We start from the raw sequence: 22,694 nt of genomic DNA, 5'->3' as shown, positions 1-22,694 counted from the left end.
CGCCACGGTGGCGGGGGTGGGGCTCGGCCGGGCGCTACCCAGTCCGGAGCGCCCATTCGGGGTGGACGACGGGGCGGCTGCCGGACCGGCCGACGAGCCGGCGGCGGCGTCGGCGGCGGCGGGTGCTGCGGGGGCCGGATCGTCGCCACAGGCGGGCAGCGTCGCCGTCGCCAGGGCGAGGACGAGCAGAGTGACAGCCGACTTCACGCGCACCGCCCGATGCTAGGAGGACCGTCCGTCCCGGCACGACCTCACAGCCGATCCTTAACCCGCCGCTAAGCCGCAGCCGCAGCCGGCACCTGAGCCCGCGACCGCGTGGCAGGCAGCGCCCCCGGGCACCGCGTGCGACGGTCAGGCGTGCGAGAGCGCGAACGCGACCAGGAAGCCGAGCACGGTGATCAGCCCGACCAGCAGGTGCGCGTCCGCGAACGCCTCCGGGACCATGGTGTCGGTGATCATCGCGAGGATCGCGCCCGCGGCGAGCGCGGTGATAGTCGCCAGTACCTCGGGTGGCGCGCCGCCGAGCAGCGTGTACCCGGCCAGCGACGCCGCCCCGGAGATCAACGCGATCGCCGTCCACAGCCCGAACACGTAGCGCCGGGTGCGTCCGGCCTGCCGCATGCCGGCCGCGCTGGAGAGCCCTTCCGGCACGTTGCTGAGGAACACCGCGATCACAGTGACCAGGCTGACCGGACCGCCGGCGAGCAGGCTCGCGCCGATCACCACCGATTCGGGTACGCCGTCGAGCAGTGCACCGACCGCGATCGCCGTACCCGAGCCGGGCTGTTCCCGCTCGGAGGGCTGCTCGTCGCCGGAGCGCTTGCGGTGCCGCGCGCCGTGCCGGGCCAGCAGCACGTTCGCCCCGGTGTACGCCAGCGCGCCGGCCGCCGCGCCGATCGCCACCGGCAGCAGGCCGCCCTGCTCGTGCGCCTCGTCGATCAGCTCGAACGAGACGGCGGACAGCAGCACGCCCGCCCCGAACGCCATCACCGAGGCGGTGACCCGGCGCGGTACGCGCGCGAAGAACCCGACGGCCGCCCCGATCAGCAGGGCCGACCCGGCGAGCAGGCCCCAGAATCCCGCTTCCAGCCACTCCGGCACGCGCTGGACCCTACCCCCGGCGCGGCGCCGCCAACCGGGTCAGAAGTCGGCGAACAGGTGCGGCAGTTCACGGGGGAAGAGACGGCGCAGCTCACCGGCCGCGTCCACCGGCACCTCACCCAGCCCGCGTACGACCACCTCGGCCGGGTCGAGCACCCCGTACGCCAGGGCGGACAGCCCGGCTGCGGTGAGCCGCGCGGTCGGCACGCTGCCCTCGGCGGCGGTGTGCGCCGGCAGCACCGCCAGCTTGCCGGTGGTGCCGTCGAGCAGGTGGCGGCCGGCGAGCCAGCGGTCGCCGACCAGCTCGATCAGCACCCGGCCGACCCCGACCGGCTGGTCGGCGAGCGCGTCCAGGCTGAGCAGCCGGGCCATCGGCGCGGTCGGGTCGGGCCGGGCCACCCGCGCCTCCACCTGCACGTCGAGGTCGGTGAGCCACAGCTCGGGCAGTTCGTCGGGGGGCACCTGGACGCTGATCCGGGCTACCTGGTCGACGTGCCGGGCGAAGAACTGGAGCACCGACGCGCGGGCGTACGCGTCATCGACCAGCAGGTCGTCGGCGAACAGCGTGCCGGCGTGGTCGTCGATCCGGTAGGTCACCGCGCCGACCGTCTCGCCACCGCGCACCACGCTGACCAGCCAGCGGTCGTCCCGGTCGCGCAGGCCGACCGCGCGGAAGTCCGGGAAGACCGCGAAGCCGTGCCGTTCGCGCAGGCACCGCTCGGTGTACGCGCGCCACCGCGCATAACCGGCGCCGATCCGCTCCCAGACCAGCTCGTCGGGCAGCTCGGCCCGCAGCAGCGGCGCCAGGTCCGCCGGGTTGAAGACCGCGGTACGGCGCCGGGGCAGCCCGATGTAGCCGAAGCGCTCGTAGAACGAGGCGCGGAACGGGTGCAGCGCGGTGAGCTGGTGCCCCTCGTCGCGCATGCCGTCGAGGAGCTGCTGCATCAGCGTCCGCACGTGGCCGCGCCGCCGGGCCAGCGGATGGGTGGCCACGCCCGCCACGCCGGCCATCGGCAGCACCGCGCCGCGCAGGTTCTGCCGCATCGGTATCGCCGACACGGCCGCCGCGGTGACCCCGTCCTCCTCGGCCACCAGCGTCGTGTTCCCCGCGTTGTACGGCAGGTACGCGCGGAACTGGTCGGTCCGGGAGGCGCCCATCGGCGAGGCCTCGAACGCGTACGCCTGGAGCGGGAAGCTGGTGGTCAGTCGTTCATCGGCGGCCAGCCGGCGGATGTGCATCCGTTCATCCCAACCGCACCCGGCGCGGTCCGCAACCGGAAAGGGCGCCCGCTCACGCCTCGGTGACGTCCGAGATGACCACTGTCACGTTGTCCGGCGCGCCGGCCTGGTGGGCCAGCTTCACCAGTTGCTCGCCGCACTGCTGGCGGTCCCCGTAGGTGGCGAGCGCCGCGGCGATGGCGGCGTCCTCCACGTAGTCGGAGAGGCCGTCGCTGCACAGCAGCAGCCGGTCGCCGGCGAACACGGTGAGCGCGCCGACGGCGGGTGGCGCGTCGGAGCCCTGCACCGCGCGGGTGACGAGCGAGCGCTGCGGGTGGTGCCGGGCCTGGTCGCGGGAGAGCGCGCCCTGGTCGACGAGCGCCTGGACGAACGTGTCGTCGCGGGTGAGCTGGGTCAGCTCGTGGTCGCGCAGCAGGTAGCAGCGGGAGTCGCCGACCTGGGCCAGGACCAGGGTGTCCCCGGCGAGCAGGGCGGCGGTGAGCGTCGTACCCATGCCGTCGCGGGCCGGGTCCACCGTGATGGCCGCGCGGATGCGCTGGTTCGCGGTGCTCACGACGGCGCGCAGCGCGTCGGCCGCCTCGTCGGCGCCGGTGGGCGGCGTCAGCTCGTCCAGGATCCGGATGACGATCTCGCTGGCCACCTCGCCGGCGGGGAGCCCGCCCATGCCGTCGGCCACCGCCACGAGGCGGTCACCAGCGAGGGCGGAGTCCTCGTTGTTGGTCCGGACGAGACCGACGTCGTTGAGGATGGCCGAGCGGAGGATGAGCGTCATGAGGACAAGCTTGCCAAGAAGAACGGCTCCGCGTCTGCACGCGCTGGCGGGTCTGCTGAAAGAAATGTCATCAGCTTGCATCCTGGGTATGCGTCAACTGTCCAGTGTGGATGGACGAGGATAGCGCAGCAGGAGGCTCGCGTGGACCTCCTCTTCGCCCACCGCCGCGTAGGTGTGCGGCACGTCGGAGGTCCACCGCAGGTAGCCCCCGGGACCGGCGGTCAGCGGGGCGTCGACCGGCCCGGCACGGAGCACGCCGGAGAAGACCGTCACGTGCTCTGTCACACCGCTGGAGTGGGCGGGGGAGAGCTGCGCCGGACCCGGGGTGACCCACATCCGGTACAGCTCGTAGGTCGCCTCCCGGTCGCTGAACACCTCCAGCAGCGTGCCTCCCACCGCGGCCCCGCGCAGGGTCGGCGCCTGGTCGGGCGTGGCGAGCACGGCGGTCAGCGGTACGCCGAGCTGCGCGGTGATCGCGTACAGGGTCTCCAGCCGGGGGTTGCGCACACCGTTCTCCAGACCGGAGAGCGTGGCCTTGCCGACGCCCGCGAGGCGGGCCAGCTCGGACAAGGAGATGCCCCGCTCGGTACGGAGCGAGCGGATGCGCCGGCCGACCTCCCGGGCGCCCCGGTCATCGGCTGGTGCGGCGGCTGTCATGAGGGCTATCGTGCTACACCGTGCCGTTCCGTAAACGGAACGGTCGGAGGAGGAGAGCATGGGCGGTCGGCTCCAACCCGTCCTGGCCGGCGTGGTGACCGCCCTGGTCGGCTTCGCCAGCTCGTTCACAGTCGTCCTGGCCGGGCTGCGCGCGGTCGGCGCCGAACCCGACCAGGCCGCCTCCGGCCTGCTCGCGCTCTGCGTCGCCAGCGGCGCCTGCGCGGTCTGGCTCGGCCTGCGGCACCGGCTGCCGCTGTCGATCGCCTGGTCCACGCCGGGCGCGGCGCTGCTCGTGGCCACCGGGCCGGTCGCCGGCGGCTGGGCCGCGGCGGTCGGCGCCTTCCTGCTCGCCGGGCTGCTGATCATCGCGGCCGGGCTGATCCCCGCGCTCGGCCGCGCGGTCGCCGCCATCCCCACCCCGATCGCCTCCGCCATGCTCGCCGGGGTGCTGCTGCCGCTGTGTACGGCGCCGGTACGCGCCCTGGTCGAGGTGCCCCTGCTGGCCGGGCCGGTGGTGCTGGTCTGGCTGCTGCTGCACCGGTTCGCCCGCCGGTGGGCGGTACCGGGCGCGCTCGCCGTGGCGGTGGTCGCGATCGCGCTGACCACCTCCGGGCCGGCCCGGCTGGACGCCGCACCGGTCGTCGCGTTCACCGCGCCGGCCTGGACGCTGCCCGCCGTCGTCGGGCTCGCGCTGCCGCTGTTCCTGGTCACCATGGCCGCGCAGAACGTGCCCGGCACCGCGGTGCTCGCCGGGTACGGCTACCGGGCCCCGCTCGGCTCGGCGCTGCGGGTGACCGGACTCGCCACCGCGCTCGGCGCCCCGGCGGGCGGGCACGCGGTGAACCTGGCCGCGATCACCGCCGCCCTGGCCGCCGGCCCGGACGCCCACCCGGACCCGGAACGGCGCTGGATCGCCTCGGTCACCGCCGGGATCGGCCTGGCCCTGCTCGGCCTGGGCGCCGGCGTGGCCACCGCCCTGGTGCTGCTCTCCCCACCGGTGCTGGTCGAGGCCGTCGCCGGGCTCGCCCTGCTCGGCGCGCTCGCCGGAGCCGTCACGGCGGCGGTCGCCCAGCCGGACGCGCGGGAAGCAGCGGTGGTGACGTTCGTGGTCACCGCCTCCGGGGTGAGCCTGCTCGGAGTGGGCGGCGCGTTCTGGGGACTGGTCGCGGGCTGGCTCATGCTGCTGCTGCTGTTCCGCCGCCGCGCCGCGCCCCCGCCGGTCGAGCCGCCCCAGACCGAATCCGCCCCGTCGCTTTCCGGCCGGACCGGGTGACGAACTGTTAACCTGGAGTGCGCAGGAGGCCCGTGAGGGTTCCCGCAACCGCCTTAGGGCCCGCTTTCAAGCGGGCCCTTCGTGCGTCGGCCGTCCGGTCGGATGCCAGCACCAGGAGTGGTACCGGCGCGGCTCGACCCAGGACCACAACCGCGTGTTGGTCGTCGCCTCCCGAGGGTCCGCGCCCGCCCCGCTCGCCATCCTGCGGAACAGGAAGGTGACCAGGTCGACGGCCTGCACCAGCCGGGATGCGTGCGACGGAGCGAAGTGCAGGGTGTCCACGATCCGGCTGAGCCGCCGCGAACGGTAGCCCCCGGTTCCGTCGACCCGGTAACGGGTCAGGTCCGAGCGGTGAATGGCGGGGTTGTCGACCTCGTCCGCGATCACCAGGGCCAGTTCGTCCCGCATCGCCGCGTACCCGTCCACCCGTTCCAGCAGGTGTGACAGCACCACCTCGTGAGCGGGTCGGGTGAGCCCGTAGCGCCGGGCGAGGCCGTGCCGGTCGACACCGCGCAGGATGACAGTGACGTCGTACGTGCCGATCGCCTTGAGCGCCGCGTTGTAGACGGCGATCCGGGCTCGTGGCGGCACGCCCGCCCAGGACATCCGCCCCTGGAACAGGTCGTACCCGTGGAGTTCGGCGGCTCGGTCGATGCCGTATGCCTTGGCCGCGTCCGTCATCACCTCGTCGAGCGCGGTGCTGAGCGGGATGGCCACAGCCTCCGGGACCAGAAGCGCGCCGATCCAGTACCAGCGATCGGTGTACGACTCGTCCACATAGGTCAGGAGCACCCGACGAGCGTAGGCCGCTTCCCGAGCGCGGCCGCCTCGACGCGCAGGACCGCCCAAACGGCGCATTCGACCCTGGGCGTCACTCCTCGGCGGGTAGCTCCGTGGCCGGGACGGTGAGGCGTACCGCGCCGTCGCTCACCGCGGCGATCCGGCCGGCCGGCACGTACACCGCGCCGGTGCGGACCAGCTCGGTGGAGACCTTGAGGTAGCCGTCGCGCAGCAGCCGGGCCGCCAGGTCGGCCGGTACGTCCGGCTCCTCGGCCGCGGCCGACTCGATCAGCTCGTCCAGGCTGCTGCCCGGGTCGACCGGGGCGGGCGCCTGCACGGTCACCGCGGCCGGGTCGCCGCGCTGCACGAGATCGACTGTGCCCACCTCGACGCCCGCGGAGTCGACCACACGCATGCCGGTGGTGACCCGGGAGACGGTGTCCTGCTGCTGGCTCATGCAGCAGCGGTTCCCGGGGCGCGCGGGCGCTAAACGGAGGGGGCCCAGCCGCCCGGCGGGCGGGGGGACAGCTCGCGCCAGGTGTCGGTGCCGTCCAGCAGCGCCCTGATCGTCTCCTCGGCCTCCTCGACGCTGGCGTGCTCGTAGAACCGGGAGACCCCCTCGGCGCCGCCGGCCCGCTGCTCCACGTGCCAGCGGTCGCCGTCCACCCGGAGGAAGACGTCACGCCGGGCGAGCCGTCCCCATTTCCCGTTCCACCAGTGCCTACGCTGCTCCATGCCCGGACTCTATCGAACATGTGTTCGATACACGTCGGCCCCCGCGAGATCGTCGCGGGGGCCGATCGGCTATGGCGTTCAGCGCGGCGCGGGCGGCTCCTGCCGGCGGCCGAGCACGTCGTCCAGGGCGCTGCGCTGGCCGGGCGTGCCGTGGTTGCCGGCGAGCAACGCGTCGCGGATCTCGGTGAGCAGCTTGACCTCCTCGCTCGGGGCCGAGGGCGGCGGCTCCTCGCCGCGCTTGCGCCGCTCGGCGAGCTTGTTCATCGGGTAGACGACGAGGAAGTACAGCGCCGCCGCGGTGAGCACGAACGTGATCGCCGCGTTGACGAACGCCACCCAGTCGAACGGGATGCCCCGGAACTTCGGCGTCGAGCCGCTGAGGCCGTCCTCGCTGCCGGTGATCAGCGCGATGAACACGCGTACCAGCGGTTCCAGGAACGACTTGGTGAGCTGGGTCACCACGCCGGTGAACGCGGCGCCGATGACGACACCGACCGCCAGGTCGACGACGTTGCCGCGCATGATGAAGTCTTTGAAGCCCTTGAGCATCCGTACTCCCGTGCCCTGATGAGTCTGCGTCGGGGACAACCTATGCCCCGGCGGGCCCTTCGAGAAAAGCACCGGCCTCGATCGCCGCCCGCTGCGGGTCGCCGGCCCGGATCGCCTCGACCAGCCGGCTGTGATCCACGTACCGCTCGGGGGTCAGCGCCTCGCCCATCGCCTGGGCCACCGTGCTGCGCAGCGCGGCGCCGACCGAGGCGTACAGCTCGGCGAGCATGGCGTTGTGCGCGGCGGCCACCACGACCGTGTGCAGCGCGGCGTCCGCCTCGACGAACTCGTCCACCCGGCCGCCGCGCCACGCGGCCTCGCGGGCCGCGAGCGCGCCGTCGAGCGCCGCCAGATCCTCGGGGGTACGCCTCAGCGCGGCGAGCCGGGCGGCCTCGACCTCGAACGCGCGCCGGACCTCGATCACCTCGGTCATCCGGTCGTCGGTGAGCCGGCGGGCCACCACCGGCGCCAGCTCGTCGGTCGACACCACGTAGGTGCCGGAGCCCTGCCGGCACTCCAGCACCCCGGCGTGCGCGAGCGCCCGGACCGCCTCGCGGACCGTGTTCCGCCCCACGCCGAGCGCGGCGACCAGTTGCGGCTCGGTGGGGATGCGCCCGCCCACCGGCCACTCGCCGCCGAGGATCCGTTCCCGGAGCTGCTCGATCGTCTGCCGGACCCGGTGACCGCGCGGAGGCGCGGCGACGGAATCCCGGGCGGGTGTCACCGGTTACACCTCGTGCCGAAATTCATCCCATGATTGTAGGTTCGAGGTCATGACTCCGCCACCTGCGCCCGCCGCGACAGTGCCCGCACCGGGCGTCACCCCCGCGGCCGGGCCCGCCCCGGCCGTCGGCCCGGTCCGGGGCGGCCTGCTCGTCCTGGCCGGGATGCTGCTCGTCGCGCTGAACCTGCGGGCCGCGGTGACCAGCCTCGGCGCGCTGCTCGACGAGATCCGGGTCGGGCTGGGCCTCTCCGGCGCGATGGCCGGCCTGGTCACCACGCTGCCCACGATCGCGTTCGCCGGGCTGGGCGCGCTCACCCCGTGGCTGGTCCGCCGCTGGGCCGCACCCCGGGTGCTGGTGCTGGCCATGCTGGCGCTCACCGTCGGGCAGGTGCTGCGCGCGGTCACCGGCTCGGCGGCGATCTTCGTGCTCACCAGCGCGCTCGCGCTCGCCGGCATCGCGGTGGCGAACATCCTGCTGCCGATGCTCGTCAAGCAGCACTTCCCGCACCGCACCGGACTGGTCACCGGGGCGTACACGATGGCCCTGACGGTGGGCACGACGGTGGCCGCGGCGGCCGCCGTGCCGGTGGCGCACGCGTTCGGCTCGTGGCGGGCCGGACTCGGCGTCTGGGCCGGGCTGGCCGCGCTGGCCGTACTCCCGTGGGTGCCGCTGGCGCTGCGGGCCCGCGCCGCGCGACGGGCCGCGCCCCCCACGGTGGCGGTCGCCGCCCGGACCCGGGTGCAACCGGCCCGGACCCGGCTCGGCTGGGCCATGGCGGTCTACTTCGGGGCGCAGTCGCTCAGCGGGTACGCGATCATGGGCTGGCTGGCCCAGCTCTTCCGGGACGCCGGATACCGGCCGGAGGCGGCCGGGCTGCTGCTCGCCGGCGTGACCGCGCTGGGCGTGCCGGTGGCGCTGATGATGCCGGCGCTCGCCGGCCGGCTCGCCACGCTCCGGCCGCTGGTGCTGTCACTGACCGTGTTCTCCGCCGCCGCGTACACCGGTCTGGCGCTGGCTCCGCGGGGCCTGGCGCCGCTGTGGGTGCTGCTGCTCGCGCTCGGCCAGGGCGCGTTCCCGCTCATCCTGACCACGATCGGGCTACGTGCCCGGACCGCCGAGGGCACCGTGGCGCTGTCCGCGTTCGCGCAGAGCACCGGGTACGTGATCGCGGCGCTCGGACCGCTGCTGGTGGGCATCCTCTACGAGGCGACCGGCGGCTGGACCGCCCCGATCGGTTTCCTGCTGGTGGCGCTGGCCGTGCAGACGGCGGCGGGCATGGTGATCGCTCGTCCCCGCTACATCGAGGACGAGCGCTGAGCCGGATCGGTCAGGAGGAGGCCGGGGTGGGGTCGCCCGCGACGGCCTGCTCCACGGTCGGGTACGTGTGCAGCACCTCGACCAGCCCGCTGACCTCGAGGATGCGCAGCACGCCGCGCTGCGGGGCGGCCAGCCGGACGACGCCGCCGGCCTCGTCGCAGTTGTTCTTCGCCCGGACGAACACGGACAGACCGGTGGAGTCGCAGAACGACACCTCGGCCAGGTCGAAGACGAGGCGGTTGCGCCCCTTGTCCAGCAGATCCGTGATCTGGTCCTGCAGCTGCGGTGCCGTGGCCATGTCCAGCTCGCCCGCGACCGACACGACGACCACGTCGCCGCGCTGTTCCGTGTGCACCGTCAAGGACATACGTCGACCTCCTGTGTTCGGGGAAACGGTATCCCACGACGGGCGCGCCGCGCAGAACGGGAGCGGTCACGGGTGCGGCCGATCATTCTTTGCTCCGCGACAAGTACCGCGTCAGCCTCCGGTGATAGAGTCCGCCCGTCCAAATCAGGGAGGTCAACCATGGCGTTGAGCGCCGAACAGGGTGATCGGCTCGCCCACCTGCTCACCGAGCACGCGGAGCGGTTGACCAGTCGCTGGACCGAGATCGTCGCCGCTTCGCTGCGTGGTCGTCTGAGCCGCGCCGAGCTGGCTCGCCAGATGCAGGAGCTGCACCGCGCGCTGGTCGATGCCGGCCGGCACGGCGTCTCCGACCTGGCCGGCGAGCACGGCGGTGAGCTGCGTGCCGTGCTGTCCGAGCTGTCCACGAACCGGGCCCGCCAGGGGTTCTCCGCGACCGAGACCGCGATCAGCGTCTTCGCGTTGAAGGAAGCCCTGCTGGAGCTGATGGAGGAGGAGAAGGGTGACGACACTCTGCGTGACTTCGTCGCCTACTCCGCGCTCATCGACCAGATGGGCCTGTTCACCTTCGAGACGTTCGTCCGGGCCCGCGAGAGCCTGATCGCCGACCAGGCGGAGCAGCTGCTGGAACTCTCCACCCCGGTGGTCAAGCTCTGGGAGGGCGTGGTCGCCGTCCCGCTGGTCGGGACGCTGGACTCGGCCCGCGCCCAGGTGGTGATGGAGCGGCTGCTCCAGACGCTCGTCGACACCGGCTCGCCGTACGCGATCATCGACATCACCGGCGTGCCGGCCGTGGACACGCAGGTCGCGCAGCACATCCTCAAGACCGTGGTGGCCGCCCGGCTGATGGGCGCCGACTGCATCATCTCCGGCATCCGCCCGCAGATCGCCCAGACGATCGTGGCTCTCGGCATCGAGTTCGGTGACATCGCCACCAAGGCGAGCCTCGCCGACGCGTTGCGCCACGTGCTGCGCCTGACCGGCGTCGAGACCACCGCTCGCCGCGCGCGCCGGGAGTCCTGATGGAACGGGTGCCGATCCTCAAGATCGGCGACATCCTGCTGGTCTCCATCCAGGTCGACATGTCCGACCAGACGGCGATCCAGTTGCAGGAGGACCTGGCCGAGCGGATCGTCGCCACCGGCTGCCACGGCGTGATCATCGACATCACGGCGCTGGACATCGTCGACTCCTTCGTCGGCCGGATGCTGTCCACCATCGCGTCCATCTCGAAGGTGCTGGACGCCGAGACGGTGGTGGTCGGCATGCGCCCGGCCGTCGCCATCACGCTGGTCGAGCTGGGGCTGTCGCTCAACGGCATCCGTACCGCGCTGAACGTCGAGCGCGGCATGGAGCTGATCGCGGCCAGCCGCGCCGACGAGTGGGACGAGACGGCCGACGACGGGGACACCGAGACGACGGCGACGGCATGACCACGGGCGTCGACCTGGGTGTGCCGGCGACCCAGGCGATCCGCAGCGACGAGGACGTGGTGCGGGTCCGGCAGTTGGTGCGTACCACGGCCGTCGCGGTCCGGCTCTCCCTGGTCGACCAGACGAAGCTCGTCACCGCCGCCAGCGAGCTGGCCCGCAACACGCTGATCTACGGCGGTGGGGGCAGCGCCGAGGTGAGCACCGTGTCCGACGGCCGCCGCCGCGGCGTGCGGATCGTCTTCGCCGACGAGGGACCGGGCATCCCCGACCTCGACCTGGCGCTGACCGACGGCTACACCACCGGTGGCGGGCTGGGCCTGGGGCTGAGCGGCGCCCGCCGGCTCGTCGACGACTTCGACATCCGGACGGCTGTCGGCGAGGGGACGCGGATCACCGTCACCAAGTGGTCGCGATGACCGCCGACGTGGTGCCCGACCACGGCATCTGGTTCCGGGTCGACACCGGCGCGACCGCCGGCAGCGTACGCCGGGCGGCCGAGCGTCTCGGCCGGCAGCTCGAACTGAGCGCGTCGCGCGTCGCGGACCTGGCGATCGTCACCGCCGAGATCACCAGCAACCTGGTCAAGCACGCCCGCGAGGGCACGCTCCTGATGCGCCCGGCGCGCCGGGGCGGCCAGGCCGGGGTGGAGCTGGTGGCGATCGACTCCGGCCCCGGCATGGCCGACCTCACGCTCTCCTCCGTCGACGGCCACTCCACCGCCGGCACGCTCGGCATCGGGCTCGGCGCGATCGCCCGGCAGTCGAGCCGGTTCGACGGCTACTCGGCGCCCAGCCGCGGCACGGTCCTGGTCGTCCAGGTCTGGGACGCCGCACCGCCGGAGCCGGACTGGGCGGCCGGACTGGCCCGGCCGATCACCGGCGAGCAGAGCAGCGGCGACGGGTACGCGGTCCGCCGGCTCGGCAGCCGGCGGCAGGTGCTGGTCTCCGACGGGCTGGGCCACGGACCGCTCGCCGCCGCCGCGACCGGTGCCGCCGTGTCCGCGTTCCGCTCCGCGCCGGACGGGCCGCCGGACGTCGTGGTGCGGCACCTGCACGCCGCCATCTCGCACACCCGGGGCGCCGCGCTCGCGGTGGCGGAGCCGGATCCGGCCGCCGGAGTGCTCCGCTACGCAGGGCTCGGCAACATCGCCGCGATGATCGTCGCGCCGGGCGAGCGGCGGCGCGGGCTGGTCTCGCTGCCGGGCATCGCCGGGCACCAGCGTCCGGTGATCCGCGGGTACGACTACCCCTTCTCGCGCGACGCCACCCTGGTCATGCACAGTGACGGGGTGGTGGATCGCTGGGATCTCGACGACTATCCCGGGCTGGCCGGGCGCAACCCGTTGCTGGCCGCCGCGACGCTGCTGCGCGACGCCGGCACCCGCCGCGACGACGCCTGCGTCCTGGTGGCCCGGGAGGCGGCATGAGTGAGCCGCTCCTGCACCTCGCGCTCCGGGTCGAGCAGGACATCTTCCTGGTCCGGCAGCGTGGCCGGGAGGTGGCCGCGGCGGTCGGGCTGGAACACCAGGACCAGGTACGGATCGCCACCGCGCTGAGCGAGGTGGCCCGGGAACTGTTGCGCGGGGTCGACGGCGCGGACGTGACGTTCGCCCTCGACCGGGACGCCGTGGGCCGCCGGGTGCTCCAGGTCGACCTGTCACCGCTGCGCCCGCTGCCCGGCGGCCGGTACGAGCCGCAGTCGGGCGCCGTCGCGCGTCTGGTGGACACGTTGCGGGTCGTGGCCGTCGAGGGCGATACCGTCGTGAGGATGTCCAGACGGGTGCCCGACCACGCCGAGGAGCTGACGCCGGAACGCGCCGGCCGGCTCCGTGCCGAGCTGGCCGAGCGCGCTCCGGGCTCCGCGCTGGACGAGCTGGCGGCACAGAACTCCCAGCTCATCGCCGCCCTCGACGAGGTACGCAGTCAGCGCGACGAACTGGCCGTGCTCAACTCGGAGCTTCAGGAGACCAACCAGGGCGTGATGGCGCTCTACAACCAGCTCACCGAGGAGCTGGAGGAGACCAACCGCGGTGTGGTGGCGCTCTACGCCGAGCTGGACGAGAAGTCCGCCCAGCTGCGCGCCGCGAGCGAGTCGAAGAGCCGGTTCCTGGCCAACGTCAGCCACGAGCTGCGCGCGCCGGTGACCGCGATCATCGGTCTGGCCCGGCTGCTGGCCGACTCCGCCTCCGACCCGCTCACCAGCGAGCAGGCCCGCCAGGTGGGGCTGATCCGGTCCTCGGCGGGCGACCTGCTGGGGCTGGTCAACGAGCTGCTCGACCTGGCCAAGGCGGAGTCGGGGCGGATCGAGCCGGACTGGTCCGAGGTCGACCTGCGCGCGGTGTTCGGGCAGCTGCGCGGCACGCTGCGGGCGCTCACCACGCGCTCCGAGGTGGAGCTGGTGGTCGAGGAGCCGCCGGCCCCGGCGACGCTCCGCTCGGACCAGGTGCTGCTCGCCCAGGTGCTGCGCAACCTGCTGCACAACGGCCTGAAGTTCACCGAGCGCGGCGAGGTCCGCCTGCGCGCCGAGCGTCGCGGCGAGCAGTGGACGATGTCGGTCACCGACACCGGCGTGGGCATCCCGCCGGAGCTGCACGAACGGGTCTTCGAGGAGTTCTACCAGGTGCCCGGCACGACCCGGGTCGGTGGCACCGGGCTCGGCCTGCCGTACGCGCGGCGGCTGATCACGCTGCTCGGCGGGACGCTGGAGCTGACCAGCGAACCCGGCCGGGGCAGCACGTTCACAGTGGTCCTCCCCGCGGGCGGAGCGTGACGGTGGACAGCGGGCCGGTGACCGTGCTTGTGGTCGACGACAGCGGCCCCAAGCGATACCTGCTGGTCAACTGGCTTACCCGGGCCGGCTTCGTCACCGTCGAGGCCGAGAACGGCACGGCGGCGCTGGACCGGGTGGCCCGGGAGCACGTCGACCTCGTGGTGCTCGACGTGCGGCTGCCCGACATGAGCGGCTTCGAGGTGTGCGAGCGGATCAAGGAGGAGTACCCGTACATCCCGGTCATCCACGTCTCCGCGCACGCGGTCGACGTGGTCGACCGGGCGCAGGGTCTCACCCGGGGCGCGGACGCCTACCTGGCCGAGCCGATCGAGCCGGAGGAACTGGTCGCCACCGCCCACGCGGTGCTGCGCTACTACCAGGCCCGGCGACGGGCCGAGCAGCTCGCCGAACGGCTCGCCGCGCTGGCCGACGCCACTGTGGAGATGCACGCGTCACCGAACTTCGTCCGGCTGCTGGAGGCCGCCGCCAGCGGCGCGGCGCGGATCTTCAAGGCCCCGGCGGCGGTGGTCGCCGAGACGTTCGACGGGGACTGCCTGGCCGGGGTGGCGGCCGACCCGCACACGCCGGCCCGCATCGTGCCGTGGGTGGTGGACGACACCGGAGTGCCGATCGGCACCCGGGTGCGCGTCGACGAGCCGGCCAACTGGGCGGTGGCGGGCTGGCCGGACGGCGACACCGTGACGGTGGCCGCGTCCCGGCTGCGCGAGGACCGCGCCCCGCTCTACGTGGTGGTGCCGACCGCCACCCAGACCGTACGCACGCCGGTGCTGGTGCAGCTCGCCCAGGCGGTCGCCTCGGCGGTGGAGGCGCAGCGGTCCTTCGACGAGGAGCACCGGATCGCGGTGACGTTGCAGCGCAGCCTGCTGCCGCAGCGGCTGCCCGACGTGAACGGCCTGGACCTGGCCGTCCGGTACGAGCCGGCGAGCGCGCAGACCGAGGTGGGCGGCGACTTCTACGAGCTGGTGATGCTCGACGGGCACCTGCTGGTGGCGATCGGTGACGTGGCCGGGCACTCGCTGCACGCCGCCACGGTGATGGCCGAGCTGCGGCACGCGGTGCGGGCGTACGCGGTCGAGGGGCACCAGCCGGGCGTGATCCTGGACCGGGTCAACGAGCTGATGCGCACCCTGCTGCCGACCGAGCTGGCCACCATCTGCGTGCTGCTGCTCCACCCGCCGACCGGGCTGGTGCGGTTGGCCAGCGCCGGGCACCTGCCGGCGTTGCTGAGCCGGGACGGGCGGGTCGAGTTCGTGACGCAGTCCGCGCCGCTGCTCGGCGTGCGCGCGCCGCGCCCGCCGGACCTGGAGTTCGTGCTGCCGGCCGGGGCGACCCTCGTGCTCTACACCGACGGGCTGATCGAGCGGCGGGACGCAACGATCGACGACGGCATGGCGGCGCTCGGGGTGGCCGCCACCCGGGTCGACGACGACCTGGACGACTTCTGCCGGCGGCTGCTCGTCGAGCTGGCGCCGCCGGAGATCCACGACGACGTCGCGGTGGTAGCGGTCCGCCGTCGCTGAGCGACCGGCGCGGTCGTCGCGGCGGCCGGCCGGTGCCGGAACCGGAACCCGCCGGTTCGTGTCCCGTTTCCTCGCGACAGTCCTCATAGGCTGGCCCGATGACTACGAAGACCAGTGAACTGCTCGCCGTCGCGGCGCCGCGTACGGCCGCGATGGTGCGCGGCGTCTCCGACGACCAGCTCGTCCTGCCCACCCCCTGTCCCGACTACACAGTGCGCGACCTGCTGGGCCACCTGTTCGACGTGGTGGTCAACTTCCAGGCGCTGGCCCGCCGGGAGGAGGTCGACTGGTCCGGCAAGACCGATCACCTGACCGACGGCTGGCGGGACCGGTTCGCGACCGAGGCGGCCCGGCTGACCGAGGCGTGGTCCGATCCGTCCACGCAGGAGGGTGTCTCGCCGGGCATGGGACTGCCGCAGGAGACGGTCGGCCTGATGGCCCTGATCGACCTCACCATCCACGGATGGGATCTGGCGCGGGCCACCGGCCAGGATCTGACCGTGGACCCCGCTGTGGTGGCGGCGGGGCACGAGTTCATGGACCGGATGGGCGACACGGGGCAGAAGATGGGCGCGTTCGGCCCGCCGGTGCCCACCGACGCGGCACCGGACAGCATGGACGCGCTGCTCGGCCGGGCCGGGCGCGACCCGGCCTGGACCCGCTGAATCCGAACGGCCCGCGTGGTACGCCGCGCGGGCCGTTCTTGACACCGCTATTCACTCAGCGAATAGTAGGGCCGTGTCCACATCGCACGTCCTGCTCGGGCTGCTCGCCGCCGGCCCACGCCACGGCTACGAGCTGAAGCGCGCGCACGACGAGCGGCTGCCCCGCGCCCGTCCGCTCGCCTTCGGGCAGGTCTACGCGACACTGGCGCGTCTGTGCCGCGACGGCCTCGTGGCCACGGCCGGCCAGACCCGCGAGGGCGGCCCCGACCGCACCTCGTACGCGCTCACCGACGACGGGCGGGCGGCGCTGGACCACTGGCTCGGCACCGTCGAGCCGCCGATGCCGTACGTGGCCAGCACGCTGTTCGCGAAGGTGGTGGTCGCGCTCCTGGTGGCCGACGTCGACCAGGCCCGCGCCTACCTGATCGCGCAGCGGCAGGCGCACACGCAACGGCTGCGCGAACTGACCGCGCTCAAGACGGCCCCCGGCGCCCGCCTCGACGAGGTGGTCGCCGCCGACTTCGCCATCGCCCACCTCGACGCCGATCTCCGGTGGCTGCACACCACCCTGGACCGGGTCGCCGACTGGCACCGGGAGGTGCGCTCGTGACGTTCCTGCAAGCGCGCGGAGTCGTCCGCGCATACGGTCACACACCCGCGCTGCGCGGTGTGACGCTCGACGTGGCCGAAGGCGAGATCCTCGCGGTCACCGGCCCGAGCGGCTGCGGCAAGTCCACGCTGCTGCACTGCCTCGCCGGCATCCTGCGTCCCGATGCCGGTCAGGTGACCTGGCGCGGGGAACGGATCGACACGTGGTCGGAGGCGGCCCGCTCGCGGTTGCGCCGTACCGAATTCGGGGTGCTGTTCCAGTTCGGTCAGCTCGTCGCCGAGCTGACCGCTGCGGAGAACGTCGCACTTCCGCTGTTGCTCGCCGGCACGGGGCGGCGAGCGGCACGGACCGCGGCGCTGGCCTGGCTGGACCGGCTCGGCGTGGCCGACGTCGCCGACGCCCGGCCCGGTGAGATGTCCGGCGGGCAGCAGCAACGCTGCGCGATGTCCCGGGCGCTCGTCACCGAACCACGGGTGATCTTCGCCGACGAGCCGACCGGCGCGCTCGACACGCTGGCCGGCGAGCAGGTGCTCACCCAACTGGTCCGGCTGGCCCGCGAGCAGCGCACCACAGTCGTGCTGGTGACGCACGAGCCGCGCATCGCCGCGTACGCGGACCGGGAGGTGACCCTGCGCGACGGCATGGTCGACCACACCGGGCTCGGGCTCGACCCGGCGCTGCCGGGCGGGTCACGGTGAGGCCGGGGACGCTGCTGCGTCTCGTGCTGGCGGGCACCCGCACGGACGTCGCACGGGTGGTGCTCACGGCGGTGAGCGCCGCGCTCGCGACGCTGGCCGGGCTGGCCGCGCTGACAGTGCTGGCGGTGGTCAAGCCGGCCGGCGATGCCTGGACGCAGTCCGAGCAGTACACCAACGCCCTGCTGCGAGAACCCGGCCTGCGCCCCGGCGTGGCGTTCGCGTTGCTGTTGCTCTGCGTACCGGTGCTGGGGCTGGCCGGGCAGTGCGCCCGCCTCGGCGCGCCCGGCCGGGACCGACGGCTGGCCGCGCTCCGGCTGGCCGGTGCCACCCCGGGGCAGGTCACCCGGATCGCGGTCGCCGAGACCGGCGTGGCGAGCCTGATCGGCACCCTCATCGGTCTGGCCGTCTTCCTGGCCGGACGCCGGCTGCTGCACCGGCCCGACGCGGACGGGCGGCTGCCGCTGTCCACCGACGTGCATCCGGCCCCGGTGGCGGTGGCCGCCGTCGTGCTCGGCCTGCCGCTGGCCGCCGCGCTGGTGAGCGCGTTGCTGCTGCGGCGGGTCGCCACCACCCCGTTCGGCGTCGTGCGCAGGGTCCGCACCCGGGCGCCCTGGCCGTGGCCGGGCGTGCTCATCCTCGCCGCGCTGGCGATGTTCGCCGCGATCCGCCCGCTCCTGCTCTGGTACGAGCGGCGTGGCGCCGTGGCACCCGACTGGCTGGTGCCGACGCTGCTGGTCGTCGGCGGGCTGACCGCGATGATCGGCGTCGTCTCGGGCACCGGCTGGATCTCGTACCAGACCGGGCGGCTGCTGCACCGGCACGGACGCGGCCCGGCCGCCCTGCTCGCCGCCCGCCGGCTGGCCGCCGACCCGTGGGCCGGCAGCCGCACCTTCGCCGCGTTGCTGGCCGCGCTGATCTTCGGCGCCGGTGCCGCGGCGCTGCGCGCCGACTTCCGGGCCCAGGCCGAGGTGACCCGCCGCACCGGCTCCGGACTGGCCGACCCGGACTTCTTCCTCGGCGCGATGGACCTGGTCGACCTCGCGGTCGTGGTGGCGATGGCGATCGCCGGCGGTGGGCTGCTCGTGGCCGTGGTCGAGGGGATCACCAGCCGGCGACGGGCGTACGCGGCGCAGGTGGCGACCGGCGTGCCACGCGCCACCATCGGCCGGTCGCTGCTCTGGGCCGCGCTCGCCCCCGCCGTACCCGCGATCGGGCTCGCGCTGACGGTCGGCTACCTGCTGGTCCGGGGCGTCATGCCGGCACCGAGCAACGGTGGCTTCGCGCGAACGATCTGCGACGCCGGTACTGAGCTGTGCGGCGACCCGGCCACCGCGGCGCGGTACACCCGTACCGAATGGGTGCCGGAGACCACTGTCCCGCCGGACGTACCGTGGGATCAGCTGGCCTGGCTCGCGGTGGGCGGGCTGGCGGCGGTGCTGGGCACGGTAGTGGCCGGCCTGCTGTTCCTGCGCGCCGCGACCTCGGTGGAGGAACTGCGCAGCACCTGACCGGTCAGCGGCCGAGCAGACCGGCGGAGCCGGCGACGGCCAGCCCGATCACCGTCGAACAGCAGCAGACGACGAGCGCGCCGGCGACCACCACGAGGAGCAGCCAGGCCGGGACACGCCGGCCCGGCTGCTCCTCGTCGCTCATCTGCTCCGGAACGGGTCAGGCCCGGCCGACGCGGTCGAGGATCCAGGCGTTGACGAACGCCTCCTCGCGCCAGGAGTCGTACCGGCCGCTCGGGCCGCCGTGGCCCGCGCCCATCTCGGTCTTGAGCAGGTAGTCGCCGGCCGGTGCGAGCGACCGCAGCCGGGCGATCCACTTGGCCGGCTCGTGGTAGAGCACCCGGGTGTCGTTGAGGCTGGTCACCGCCAGGATCGCCGGGTAGTCGGCGGCGGTGACGTTCTCGTACGGCGTGTACGACTTCATGTACGCGTAGACCTCGGGGTCGTCGAGCGGGTTGCCCCACTCCTCCCACTCGGTGACCGTCAACGGCAGCGACGGGTCGAGGATCGAGGTGAGCGCGTCCACGAACGGCACCTGCGCGACGATCCCGGCGAACGCGTCCGGGGCGAGGTTCGCCACCGCGCCCATCAGCAGGCCGCCGGCCGAGGCGCCCCGAGCCACCAGCCGGTCGCTCGCCGTCCAGCCCGCCTTCACCAGGTGCCGGGCGCAGGCCACGAAGTCGGTGAACGTGTTCTTCTTGGCCAGCAGCTTGCCCTCGTCGTACCAGCGACGGCCCAGCTCACCGCCGCCCCGGATGTGCGCCACCGCGAAGATCACGCCGCGGTCGAGCAGGCTCAGCCGGGCGATCGAGAACCACGGGTCCATGCTCGCCTCGTACGAGCCGTAGCCGTAGATGACGGCGGGCGCCGAACCGTCGCGCGGGGTGTCGCGGCGGCAGACGAGCGAGATCGGTACGCGGGTGCCGTCGTCGGCGAGCGCCCAGTCGCGGTGCTGCTCGTAGTCGGCCGGGTCGTACGCGCGCCCGTCCGGCCCGGGGCGGACCGGCTTCTGCCGGCGCAGCGTCAGCTCCCGGGTGACCAGGTCGTAGTCGTAGACCGAGTCCGGGGTGACGAGCGAGGTGTAGCGCAGCCGTACCTCGTTCGTGCGGTACTCCGGGTTCGCGTCCAGCCCCACGCTGTAGATCGGCTCGGGGAAGTCGATGTCCCAGCTGTCGTCACTGCCCACCGGCAGCACCCGCAGGCCGGTCAGGCCGTTGGCGCGCAGCGACACCACGAGGTGGTTCTCGAACGCGTCGACCGCCTCCAGCCGGGTGCCCGGGGTGTGCGGGATCAGCGGCTCCCACTCGCCCGGCGCGTCCGCCGAGGTGTACGCCAGCGCGAAGTCCTCCGCGCCGTCGTTGTGCAGGATCAGGAAGCGGTGGCCGTGGTGCTCCACCGCGTACTCGATGCCCTGACGCCGCGGGGCCACGACGGCGGGCTCGCCGGTCGGGTTGGACGCCGGGATCACCCACACCTCGCTGGTGATCTTGCTGTGGATGTCGATGACCACGAAGCGCTCGGAGCGGGTCAGCTCGACACCGACCCAGAACCGCTCGTCGTCCTCCTGGTACACCACCACGTCCTCGGTGGAGGCCGTGCCGACGGTGTGCCGCCAGACCCGGTTCGGCCGCCACGCCTCGTCCACGGTCACGTAGAACAGCGTGGACGCGTCGCTGGACCAGGCCGTGCCGTAGAACGTGTCCGGCACCTCGTCCGGCAGCGACTCGCCGGTGGTCAGATCCTTGATCCGCAGCGTGAAGCGCTCGTCGCCGGAGAAGTCGGTGGAGTAGGCCAGCCAGCGCCCGTCCGGGCTGACGTCGAACGCGCCGAGCGAGAAGAAGTCGTGCCCCTCGGCGAGCTGGTTGCCGTCGAGCAGCACCTCCTCGCCGTCGAGCGGGGCGCCGTCCGCGCTGACCGGGGGTGCCGTCTCGCCCGGCCGGACCGCGCGCCGGCAGTGCACGCCGTACTGCTGACCCTCGACCGTGCGGGTGTAGTACCAGTAGCCGTCCTTGCGGGTCGGCACCGACAGGTCGGTCTCCTGGGTGCGCCGGCGCGTCTCCTCGAACAGCTCCGCGCGCAGCCCGGCCAGGTGGGCGGTGCGCGCCTCGGTGTACGCGTTCTCGGCGTCCAGGTACGCGATCGTGTCCGGGTCGTCCTTGGCGGCGAGCCAGGCGTACTCGTCGAGGACTGTGTCACCGTGATGGACGCGCTCGGTCGGGACGCGCTTGGCGACGGGCGGTGGGGTTTCGGTCACGGCGCCACGTTACCGGTCGCCGGGCCGCCGCCGGGCTCGCCCGCCGACCGAATCCCGCGACTCGCCGCCAGGTCTTTCGAACATGTGTACGATAACCGCCATGGCGGATGCGGCACGTTCCACCGACCGACTCGAAGCCCTCGACATCACTCGGAAGCTGGCCGCGATCTGCGGTGACCCGTTCGCCCGCTTCGCCGGCCCGGCCGACGAGGTGGCCGGCCGTACCGCCCGATGGGTGGCCGTGCCGGGCGGCCCGCACGCCGCGGCGGAGGTGTTGCGGCTGGCCGCCGCGCACGACCTGACAGTGGTGCCCCGGGGCGCTGGCACGAAGATCGACTGGGGTGCCGCCCCCGCGCAGGTGGACATCATGCTCGACACCGGCCGCCTCGCCGGGGTCTGGCACGAGCCGCGCGACGCGGCGGTGGCCGAGATCGGCGCCGGCACGCCACTGCGCGCGGTCCAGGCCACGCTCGCGCGCACCAACCGGCGGCTGCCGGTCGACGCGCCCTCGCCGGGCGCGACGCTCGGCGGGGTGCTCGCCGCCGACGAGTCCGGTCCGCTGCGTCACCGGCACGGCAGCCCGTGCGCCCAGCTCGTCGGGGTGCGCTACCTCGATGCCGACGGCGAGTTGGTGAGCGTCGGCGAGTCCGGCACGGAGGCGCTCGGCCGGGCCACCCCGGGCAGCGGGGGTGGTCGTGCGAGTGAACGGGGTCCGGCGGGCGATGGCGGTTCCGCGGGCTGGGGCGCCGGTGGTGCGTTCGGCGACGGTCCGGGTGGCGGGGATGCGATCCTCGGGCGGGGCGAGGTGCCCGGGCTCGACGTGGCCCGGCTGCTCTGCGGCTCGCAGGGCGGGCTCGGCGTGCTGGTCTCGGCCACCATGCGGGTGCACGCCGTGCCGGCCGGCCGGCTCTGGGTGTCCCGTCCGGTCTGGACGCCGCTGGAGGTGCACGACCTGGTCCGGGCCGTACTGGCCGCGGGCGTCGATCCGGCCGCCGTCGAACTGGACCTGCCGGTGCCGGTGCCGCTGCCCCGGCGTCGTATCCCGGCTACGCACCCGTCGGTGATCAACCGTCCCGACCATCCCGCCGTGACCGGGCGACCCGCGGCGGGCAGCCTGGTGGTGCTGTTGGAAGGCGGCCCGGCCGACGTGACCGAGCGGGCCGAACGGCTCACCGCCGTCCTCGGCGTCGAGGCGATGATCAGCCACCACGCGCCGGAATGGTGGGGGCGTTACCCGTTCGCGCCCGGCGACACCGCGCTGCGCATCGAGGTGCCGATCAACGACCTGCACGCCGCCGTCTACGCGTTGCGCGACGCCACCGGCAGCCCGGTGCCGGTACGCGGCTCGGCCGGCTCGGGCACCGTCCACGCCGCCCTGTCCGGCACGCTGCCGCCCGAGCGGGTCGCCTCGATCCTCACCGCCGTCCGCAGTGTGCTGATCGCCCGGCGGGGCCGGTGCGTCGTGGTGGCCGCGCCCGCGGCGGTACGCCGTGCCGTGGACCTCTGGGGCGAGCTGCCCACGTTGCCGCGCCTGCGCAGCGCCAAGGCCCACCTGGACCCGCACCACCGCCTGGCCCCCGGCCGCCTCCCCGGAGGCCTCTGACCAGCACTCACCCTACCCGGGAACCAGCCTGCCGACGTCCGGCTCACCCGTGCCGGTGCCCTGCTCGACGGGGTGCCCGCCGGACGCCCTTGCCTGTCCGG

At 73.8% G+C, this 22,694-nt stretch carries 25 protein-coding genes and 1 pseudogene; 13 read left to right on the top strand and 13 right to left on the bottom strand.

What is annotated here, in order from left to right; all coding sequences use genetic code 11:
• The 5 genes and pseudogenes from EAD96_RS12795 to EAD96_RS12775 form a co-directional block, all read right to left on the bottom strand.
• Positions 1 to 213 (bottom strand): annotated as a pseudogene (locus tag EAD96_RS12795) (hypothetical protein); the annotation flags it as partial.
• 138 nt (positions 214 to 351) lie between these two features.
• A complete protein-coding gene (locus tag EAD96_RS12790) occupies positions 352 to 1,101 on the bottom strand; it encodes a ZIP family metal transporter (RefSeq protein ID WP_120572146.1) in 750 nt (249 codons plus the stop codon).
• 39 nt (positions 1,102 to 1,140) lie between these two features.
• Positions 1,141 to 2,340 carry an enhanced intracellular survival protein Eis gene (gene eis / locus EAD96_RS12785; protein ID WP_121684405.1) on the bottom strand — a complete coding sequence of 400 codons (1,200 nt, stop codon included), beginning with the start codon at positions 2,338 to 2,340 and terminating at the stop codon, positions 1,141 to 1,143.
• 52 nt (positions 2,341 to 2,392) lie between these two features.
• On the bottom strand, positions 2,393 to 3,112 hold the full coding sequence (locus EAD96_RS12780) for a PP2C family serine/threonine-protein phosphatase (RefSeq protein WP_099162983.1): 720 nt from the start codon (positions 3,110 to 3,112) through the stop codon (positions 2,393 to 2,395).
• 93 nt (positions 3,113 to 3,205) lie between these two features.
• A complete protein-coding gene (locus EAD96_RS12775) occupies positions 3,206 to 3,769 on the bottom strand; it encodes a helix-turn-helix domain-containing protein (RefSeq protein WP_120572144.1) in 564 nt (187 codons plus the stop codon).
• A 58-nt stretch (positions 3,770 to 3,827) separates the two neighbouring features.
• Here EAD96_RS12775 and EAD96_RS12770 point away from each other — a divergent pair, with 58 nt between their 5' ends.
• A complete protein-coding gene (locus EAD96_RS12770) occupies positions 3,828 to 5,042 on the top strand; it encodes a benzoate/H(+) symporter BenE family transporter (RefSeq protein WP_121684404.1) in 1,215 nt (404 codons plus the stop codon).
• A 66-nt stretch (positions 5,043 to 5,108) separates the two neighbouring features.
• Here EAD96_RS12770 and EAD96_RS12765 read toward each other — a convergent pair whose 3' ends face one another.
• From EAD96_RS12765 to EAD96_RS12745, 5 genes are all read right to left on the bottom strand, one after another.
• Positions 5,109 to 5,834, bottom strand: a complete 726-nt coding sequence (locus EAD96_RS12765; RefSeq protein WP_121684403.1) for a DUF3800 domain-containing protein — start codon at positions 5,832 to 5,834, stop codon at positions 5,109 to 5,111.
• Positions 5,835 to 5,913: 79 nt separating this feature from the next.
• Positions 5,914 to 6,279 (bottom strand): hypothetical protein, encoded by a 366-nt coding sequence (locus EAD96_RS12760; protein ID WP_121684402.1) that lies wholly within the window; start codon positions 6,277 to 6,279, stop codon positions 5,914 to 5,916.
• Between the two features lie 29 nt (positions 6,280 to 6,308).
• Complete coding sequence (locus EAD96_RS12755) at positions 6,309 to 6,557, bottom strand: hypothetical protein (RefSeq protein ID WP_121684401.1); 249 nt, start codon at positions 6,555 to 6,557, stop codon at positions 6,309 to 6,311.
• A gap of 78 nt (positions 6,558 to 6,635) precedes the next feature.
• On the bottom strand, positions 6,636 to 7,106 hold the full coding sequence (gene mscL / locus EAD96_RS12750) for a large conductance mechanosensitive channel protein MscL (RefSeq protein WP_121684400.1): 471 nt from the start codon (positions 7,104 to 7,106) through the stop codon (positions 6,636 to 6,638).
• A gap of 40 nt (positions 7,107 to 7,146) precedes the next feature.
• Entirely contained in the window at positions 7,147 to 7,830 is a 684-nt protein-coding gene (locus tag EAD96_RS12745) for a FadR/GntR family transcriptional regulator (RefSeq protein ID WP_121684399.1), read from the bottom strand.
• 49 nt (positions 7,831 to 7,879) lie between these two features.
• Here EAD96_RS12745 and EAD96_RS12740 point away from each other — a divergent pair, with 49 nt between their 5' ends.
• Positions 7,880 to 9,148 (top strand): MFS transporter, encoded by a 1,269-nt coding sequence (locus EAD96_RS12740; RefSeq protein WP_121684398.1) that lies wholly within the window; start codon positions 7,880 to 7,882, stop codon positions 9,146 to 9,148.
• 10 nt (positions 9,149 to 9,158) lie between these two features.
• Here the strand turns inward: EAD96_RS12740 and EAD96_RS12735 are convergent, their stop codons facing one another.
• Positions 9,159 to 9,515 (bottom strand): STAS domain-containing protein, encoded by a 357-nt coding sequence (locus tag EAD96_RS12735; protein WP_091414301.1) that lies wholly within the window; start codon positions 9,513 to 9,515, stop codon positions 9,159 to 9,161.
• Positions 9,516 to 9,674: 159 nt separating this feature from the next.
• Between EAD96_RS12735 and EAD96_RS12730 the strand changes: the two genes are divergently transcribed.
• The 10 genes from EAD96_RS12730 (at position 9,675) to EAD96_RS12685 (ending at position 18,736) form a co-directional block, all read left to right on the top strand.
• Positions 9,675 to 10,535: an STAS domain-containing protein gene (locus EAD96_RS12730; RefSeq protein ID WP_121684397.1), complete on the top strand. Its 861-nt coding sequence runs from the start codon at positions 9,675 to 9,677 to the stop codon at positions 10,533 to 10,535.
• Positions 10,535 to 10,945 (top strand): STAS domain-containing protein, encoded by a 411-nt coding sequence (locus EAD96_RS12725; RefSeq protein WP_121684396.1) that lies wholly within the window; start codon positions 10,535 to 10,537, stop codon positions 10,943 to 10,945. Before EAD96_RS12730 ends, EAD96_RS12725 begins: the two co-directional genes overlap by 1 nt.
• A complete protein-coding gene (locus tag EAD96_RS12720; protein ID WP_121684395.1) occupies positions 10,942 to 11,361 on the top strand; it encodes an ATP-binding protein in 420 nt (139 codons plus the stop codon). The genes EAD96_RS12725 and EAD96_RS12720 overlap by 4 nt, the downstream gene beginning before the upstream one ends.
• Positions 11,358 to 12,371 carry a SpoIIE family protein phosphatase gene (locus tag EAD96_RS12715; RefSeq protein ID WP_121684406.1) on the top strand — a complete coding sequence of 338 codons (1,014 nt, stop codon included), beginning with the start codon at positions 11,358 to 11,360 and terminating at the stop codon, positions 12,369 to 12,371. Before EAD96_RS12720 ends, EAD96_RS12715 begins: the two co-directional genes overlap by 4 nt.
• Positions 12,368 to 13,714: a sensor histidine kinase gene (locus EAD96_RS12710; protein ID WP_121684394.1), complete on the top strand. Its 1,347-nt coding sequence runs from the start codon at positions 12,368 to 12,370 to the stop codon at positions 13,712 to 13,714. The genes EAD96_RS12715 and EAD96_RS12710 overlap by 4 nt, the downstream gene beginning before the upstream one ends.
• 2 nt (positions 13,715 to 13,716) lie before the next feature.
• Entirely contained in the window at positions 13,717 to 15,255 is a 1,539-nt protein-coding gene (locus EAD96_RS12705; protein WP_121684393.1) for a SpoIIE family protein phosphatase, read from the top strand.
• A 98-nt stretch (positions 15,256 to 15,353) separates the two neighbouring features.
• Positions 15,354 to 15,920, top strand: coding sequence for a TIGR03086 family metal-binding protein (locus EAD96_RS12700; protein WP_030273517.1), 567 nt, complete (start codon positions 15,354 to 15,356; stop codon positions 15,918 to 15,920).
• A 73-nt stretch (positions 15,921 to 15,993) separates the two neighbouring features.
• A complete protein-coding gene (locus tag EAD96_RS12695) occupies positions 15,994 to 16,530 on the top strand; it encodes a PadR family transcriptional regulator (RefSeq protein WP_120572135.1) in 537 nt (178 codons plus the stop codon).
• On the top strand, positions 16,527 to 17,228 hold the full coding sequence (locus tag EAD96_RS12690; protein ID WP_120572134.1) for an ABC transporter ATP-binding protein: 702 nt from the start codon (positions 16,527 to 16,529) through the stop codon (positions 17,226 to 17,228). Before EAD96_RS12695 ends, EAD96_RS12690 begins: the two co-directional genes overlap by 4 nt.
• Positions 17,225 to 18,736 (top strand): FtsX-like permease family protein, encoded by a 1,512-nt coding sequence (locus EAD96_RS12685; protein ID WP_121684392.1) that lies wholly within the window; start codon positions 17,225 to 17,227, stop codon positions 18,734 to 18,736. The genes EAD96_RS12690 and EAD96_RS12685 overlap by 4 nt, the downstream gene beginning before the upstream one ends.
• Positions 18,737 to 18,740: 4 nt before the next feature.
• On the opposite strand, the gene EAD96_RS30995 is transcribed toward EAD96_RS12685, so the two are convergent.
• Positions 18,741 to 18,881 carry a hypothetical protein gene (locus tag EAD96_RS30995; protein WP_158614789.1) on the bottom strand — a complete coding sequence of 47 codons (141 nt, stop codon included), beginning with the start codon at positions 18,879 to 18,881 and terminating at the stop codon, positions 18,741 to 18,743.
• A 15-nt stretch (positions 18,882 to 18,896) separates the two neighbouring features.
• On the bottom strand, positions 18,897 to 20,990 hold the full coding sequence (locus EAD96_RS12680; RefSeq protein WP_121684391.1) for a S9 family peptidase: 2,094 nt from the start codon (positions 20,988 to 20,990) through the stop codon (positions 18,897 to 18,899).
• Between the two features lie 100 nt (positions 20,991 to 21,090).
• Here EAD96_RS12680 and EAD96_RS12675 point away from each other — a divergent pair, with 100 nt between their 5' ends.
• Positions 21,091 to 22,593 (top strand): FAD-binding oxidoreductase, encoded by a 1,503-nt coding sequence (locus tag EAD96_RS12675; protein WP_233585690.1) that lies wholly within the window; start codon positions 21,091 to 21,093, stop codon positions 22,591 to 22,593.
• Positions 22,594 to 22,694 lie beyond the last annotated feature (101 nt).

Origin of the sequence: Micromonospora sp. BL1 (assembly GCF_003667485.1) — a bacterium.
GTDB classification, from domain to species: Bacteria; Actinomycetota; Actinomycetes; order Mycobacteriales; family Micromonosporaceae; genus Micromonospora; species Micromonospora tulbaghiae.
The sequence above is the reverse complement of the archived record's forward strand: the minus strand, read 5'-3'. Positions and strand labels throughout refer to the sequence as shown.

Coding starts and splice junctions, on each gene's coding strand:
- EAD96_RS12760 (WP_121684402.1), bottom strand. CDS start 6,279: ATGAGCCAGCAGCAGGACACCGTCTCCCGGGTCACCACCGGCATGCGT.
- EAD96_RS12755 (WP_121684401.1), bottom strand. CDS start 6,557: ATGGAGCAGCGTAGGCACTGGTGGAACGGGAAATGGGGACGGCTCGCC.
- EAD96_RS12775 (WP_120572144.1), bottom strand. CDS start 3,769: ATGACAGCCGCCGCACCAGCCGATGACCGGGGCGCCCGGGAGGTCGGC.
- EAD96_RS12675 (WP_233585690.1), top strand. CDS start 21,091: ATGGCGGATGCGGCACGTTCCACCGACCGACTCGAAGCCCTCGACATC.
- EAD96_RS12700 (WP_030273517.1), top strand. CDS start 15,354: ATGACTACGAAGACCAGTGAACTGCTCGCCGTCGCGGCGCCGCGTACG.
- EAD96_RS30995 (WP_158614789.1), bottom strand. CDS start 18,881: ATGAGCGACGAGGAGCAGCCGGGCCGGCGTGTCCCGGCCTGGCTGCTC.
- eis (WP_121684405.1), bottom strand. CDS start 2,340: ATGCACATCCGCCGGCTGGCCGCCGATGAACGACTGACCACCAGCTTC.
- EAD96_RS12730 (WP_121684397.1), top strand. CDS start 9,675: ATGGCGTTGAGCGCCGAACAGGGTGATCGGCTCGCCCACCTGCTCACC.
- EAD96_RS12710 (WP_121684394.1), top strand. CDS start 12,368: ATGAGTGAGCCGCTCCTGCACCTCGCGCTCCGGGTCGAGCAGGACATC.
- EAD96_RS12715 (WP_121684406.1), top strand. CDS start 11,358: ATGACCGCCGACGTGGTGCCCGACCACGGCATCTGGTTCCGGGTCGAC.
- EAD96_RS12725 (WP_121684396.1), top strand. CDS start 10,535: ATGGAACGGGTGCCGATCCTCAAGATCGGCGACATCCTGCTGGTCTCC.
- EAD96_RS12770 (WP_121684404.1), top strand. CDS start 3,828: ATGGGCGGTCGGCTCCAACCCGTCCTGGCCGGCGTGGTGACCGCCCTG.
- EAD96_RS12735 (WP_091414301.1), bottom strand. CDS start 9,515: ATGTCCTTGACGGTGCACACGGAACAGCGCGGCGACGTGGTCGTCGTG.
- EAD96_RS12720 (WP_121684395.1), top strand. CDS start 10,942: ATGACCACGGGCGTCGACCTGGGTGTGCCGGCGACCCAGGCGATCCGC.
- mscL (WP_121684400.1), bottom strand. CDS start 7,106: ATGCTCAAGGGCTTCAAAGACTTCATCATGCGCGGCAACGTCGTCGAC.
- EAD96_RS12740 (WP_121684398.1), top strand. CDS start 7,880: ATGACTCCGCCACCTGCGCCCGCCGCGACAGTGCCCGCACCGGGCGTC.
- EAD96_RS12780 (WP_099162983.1), bottom strand. CDS start 3,112: ATGACGCTCATCCTCCGCTCGGCCATCCTCAACGACGTCGGTCTCGTC.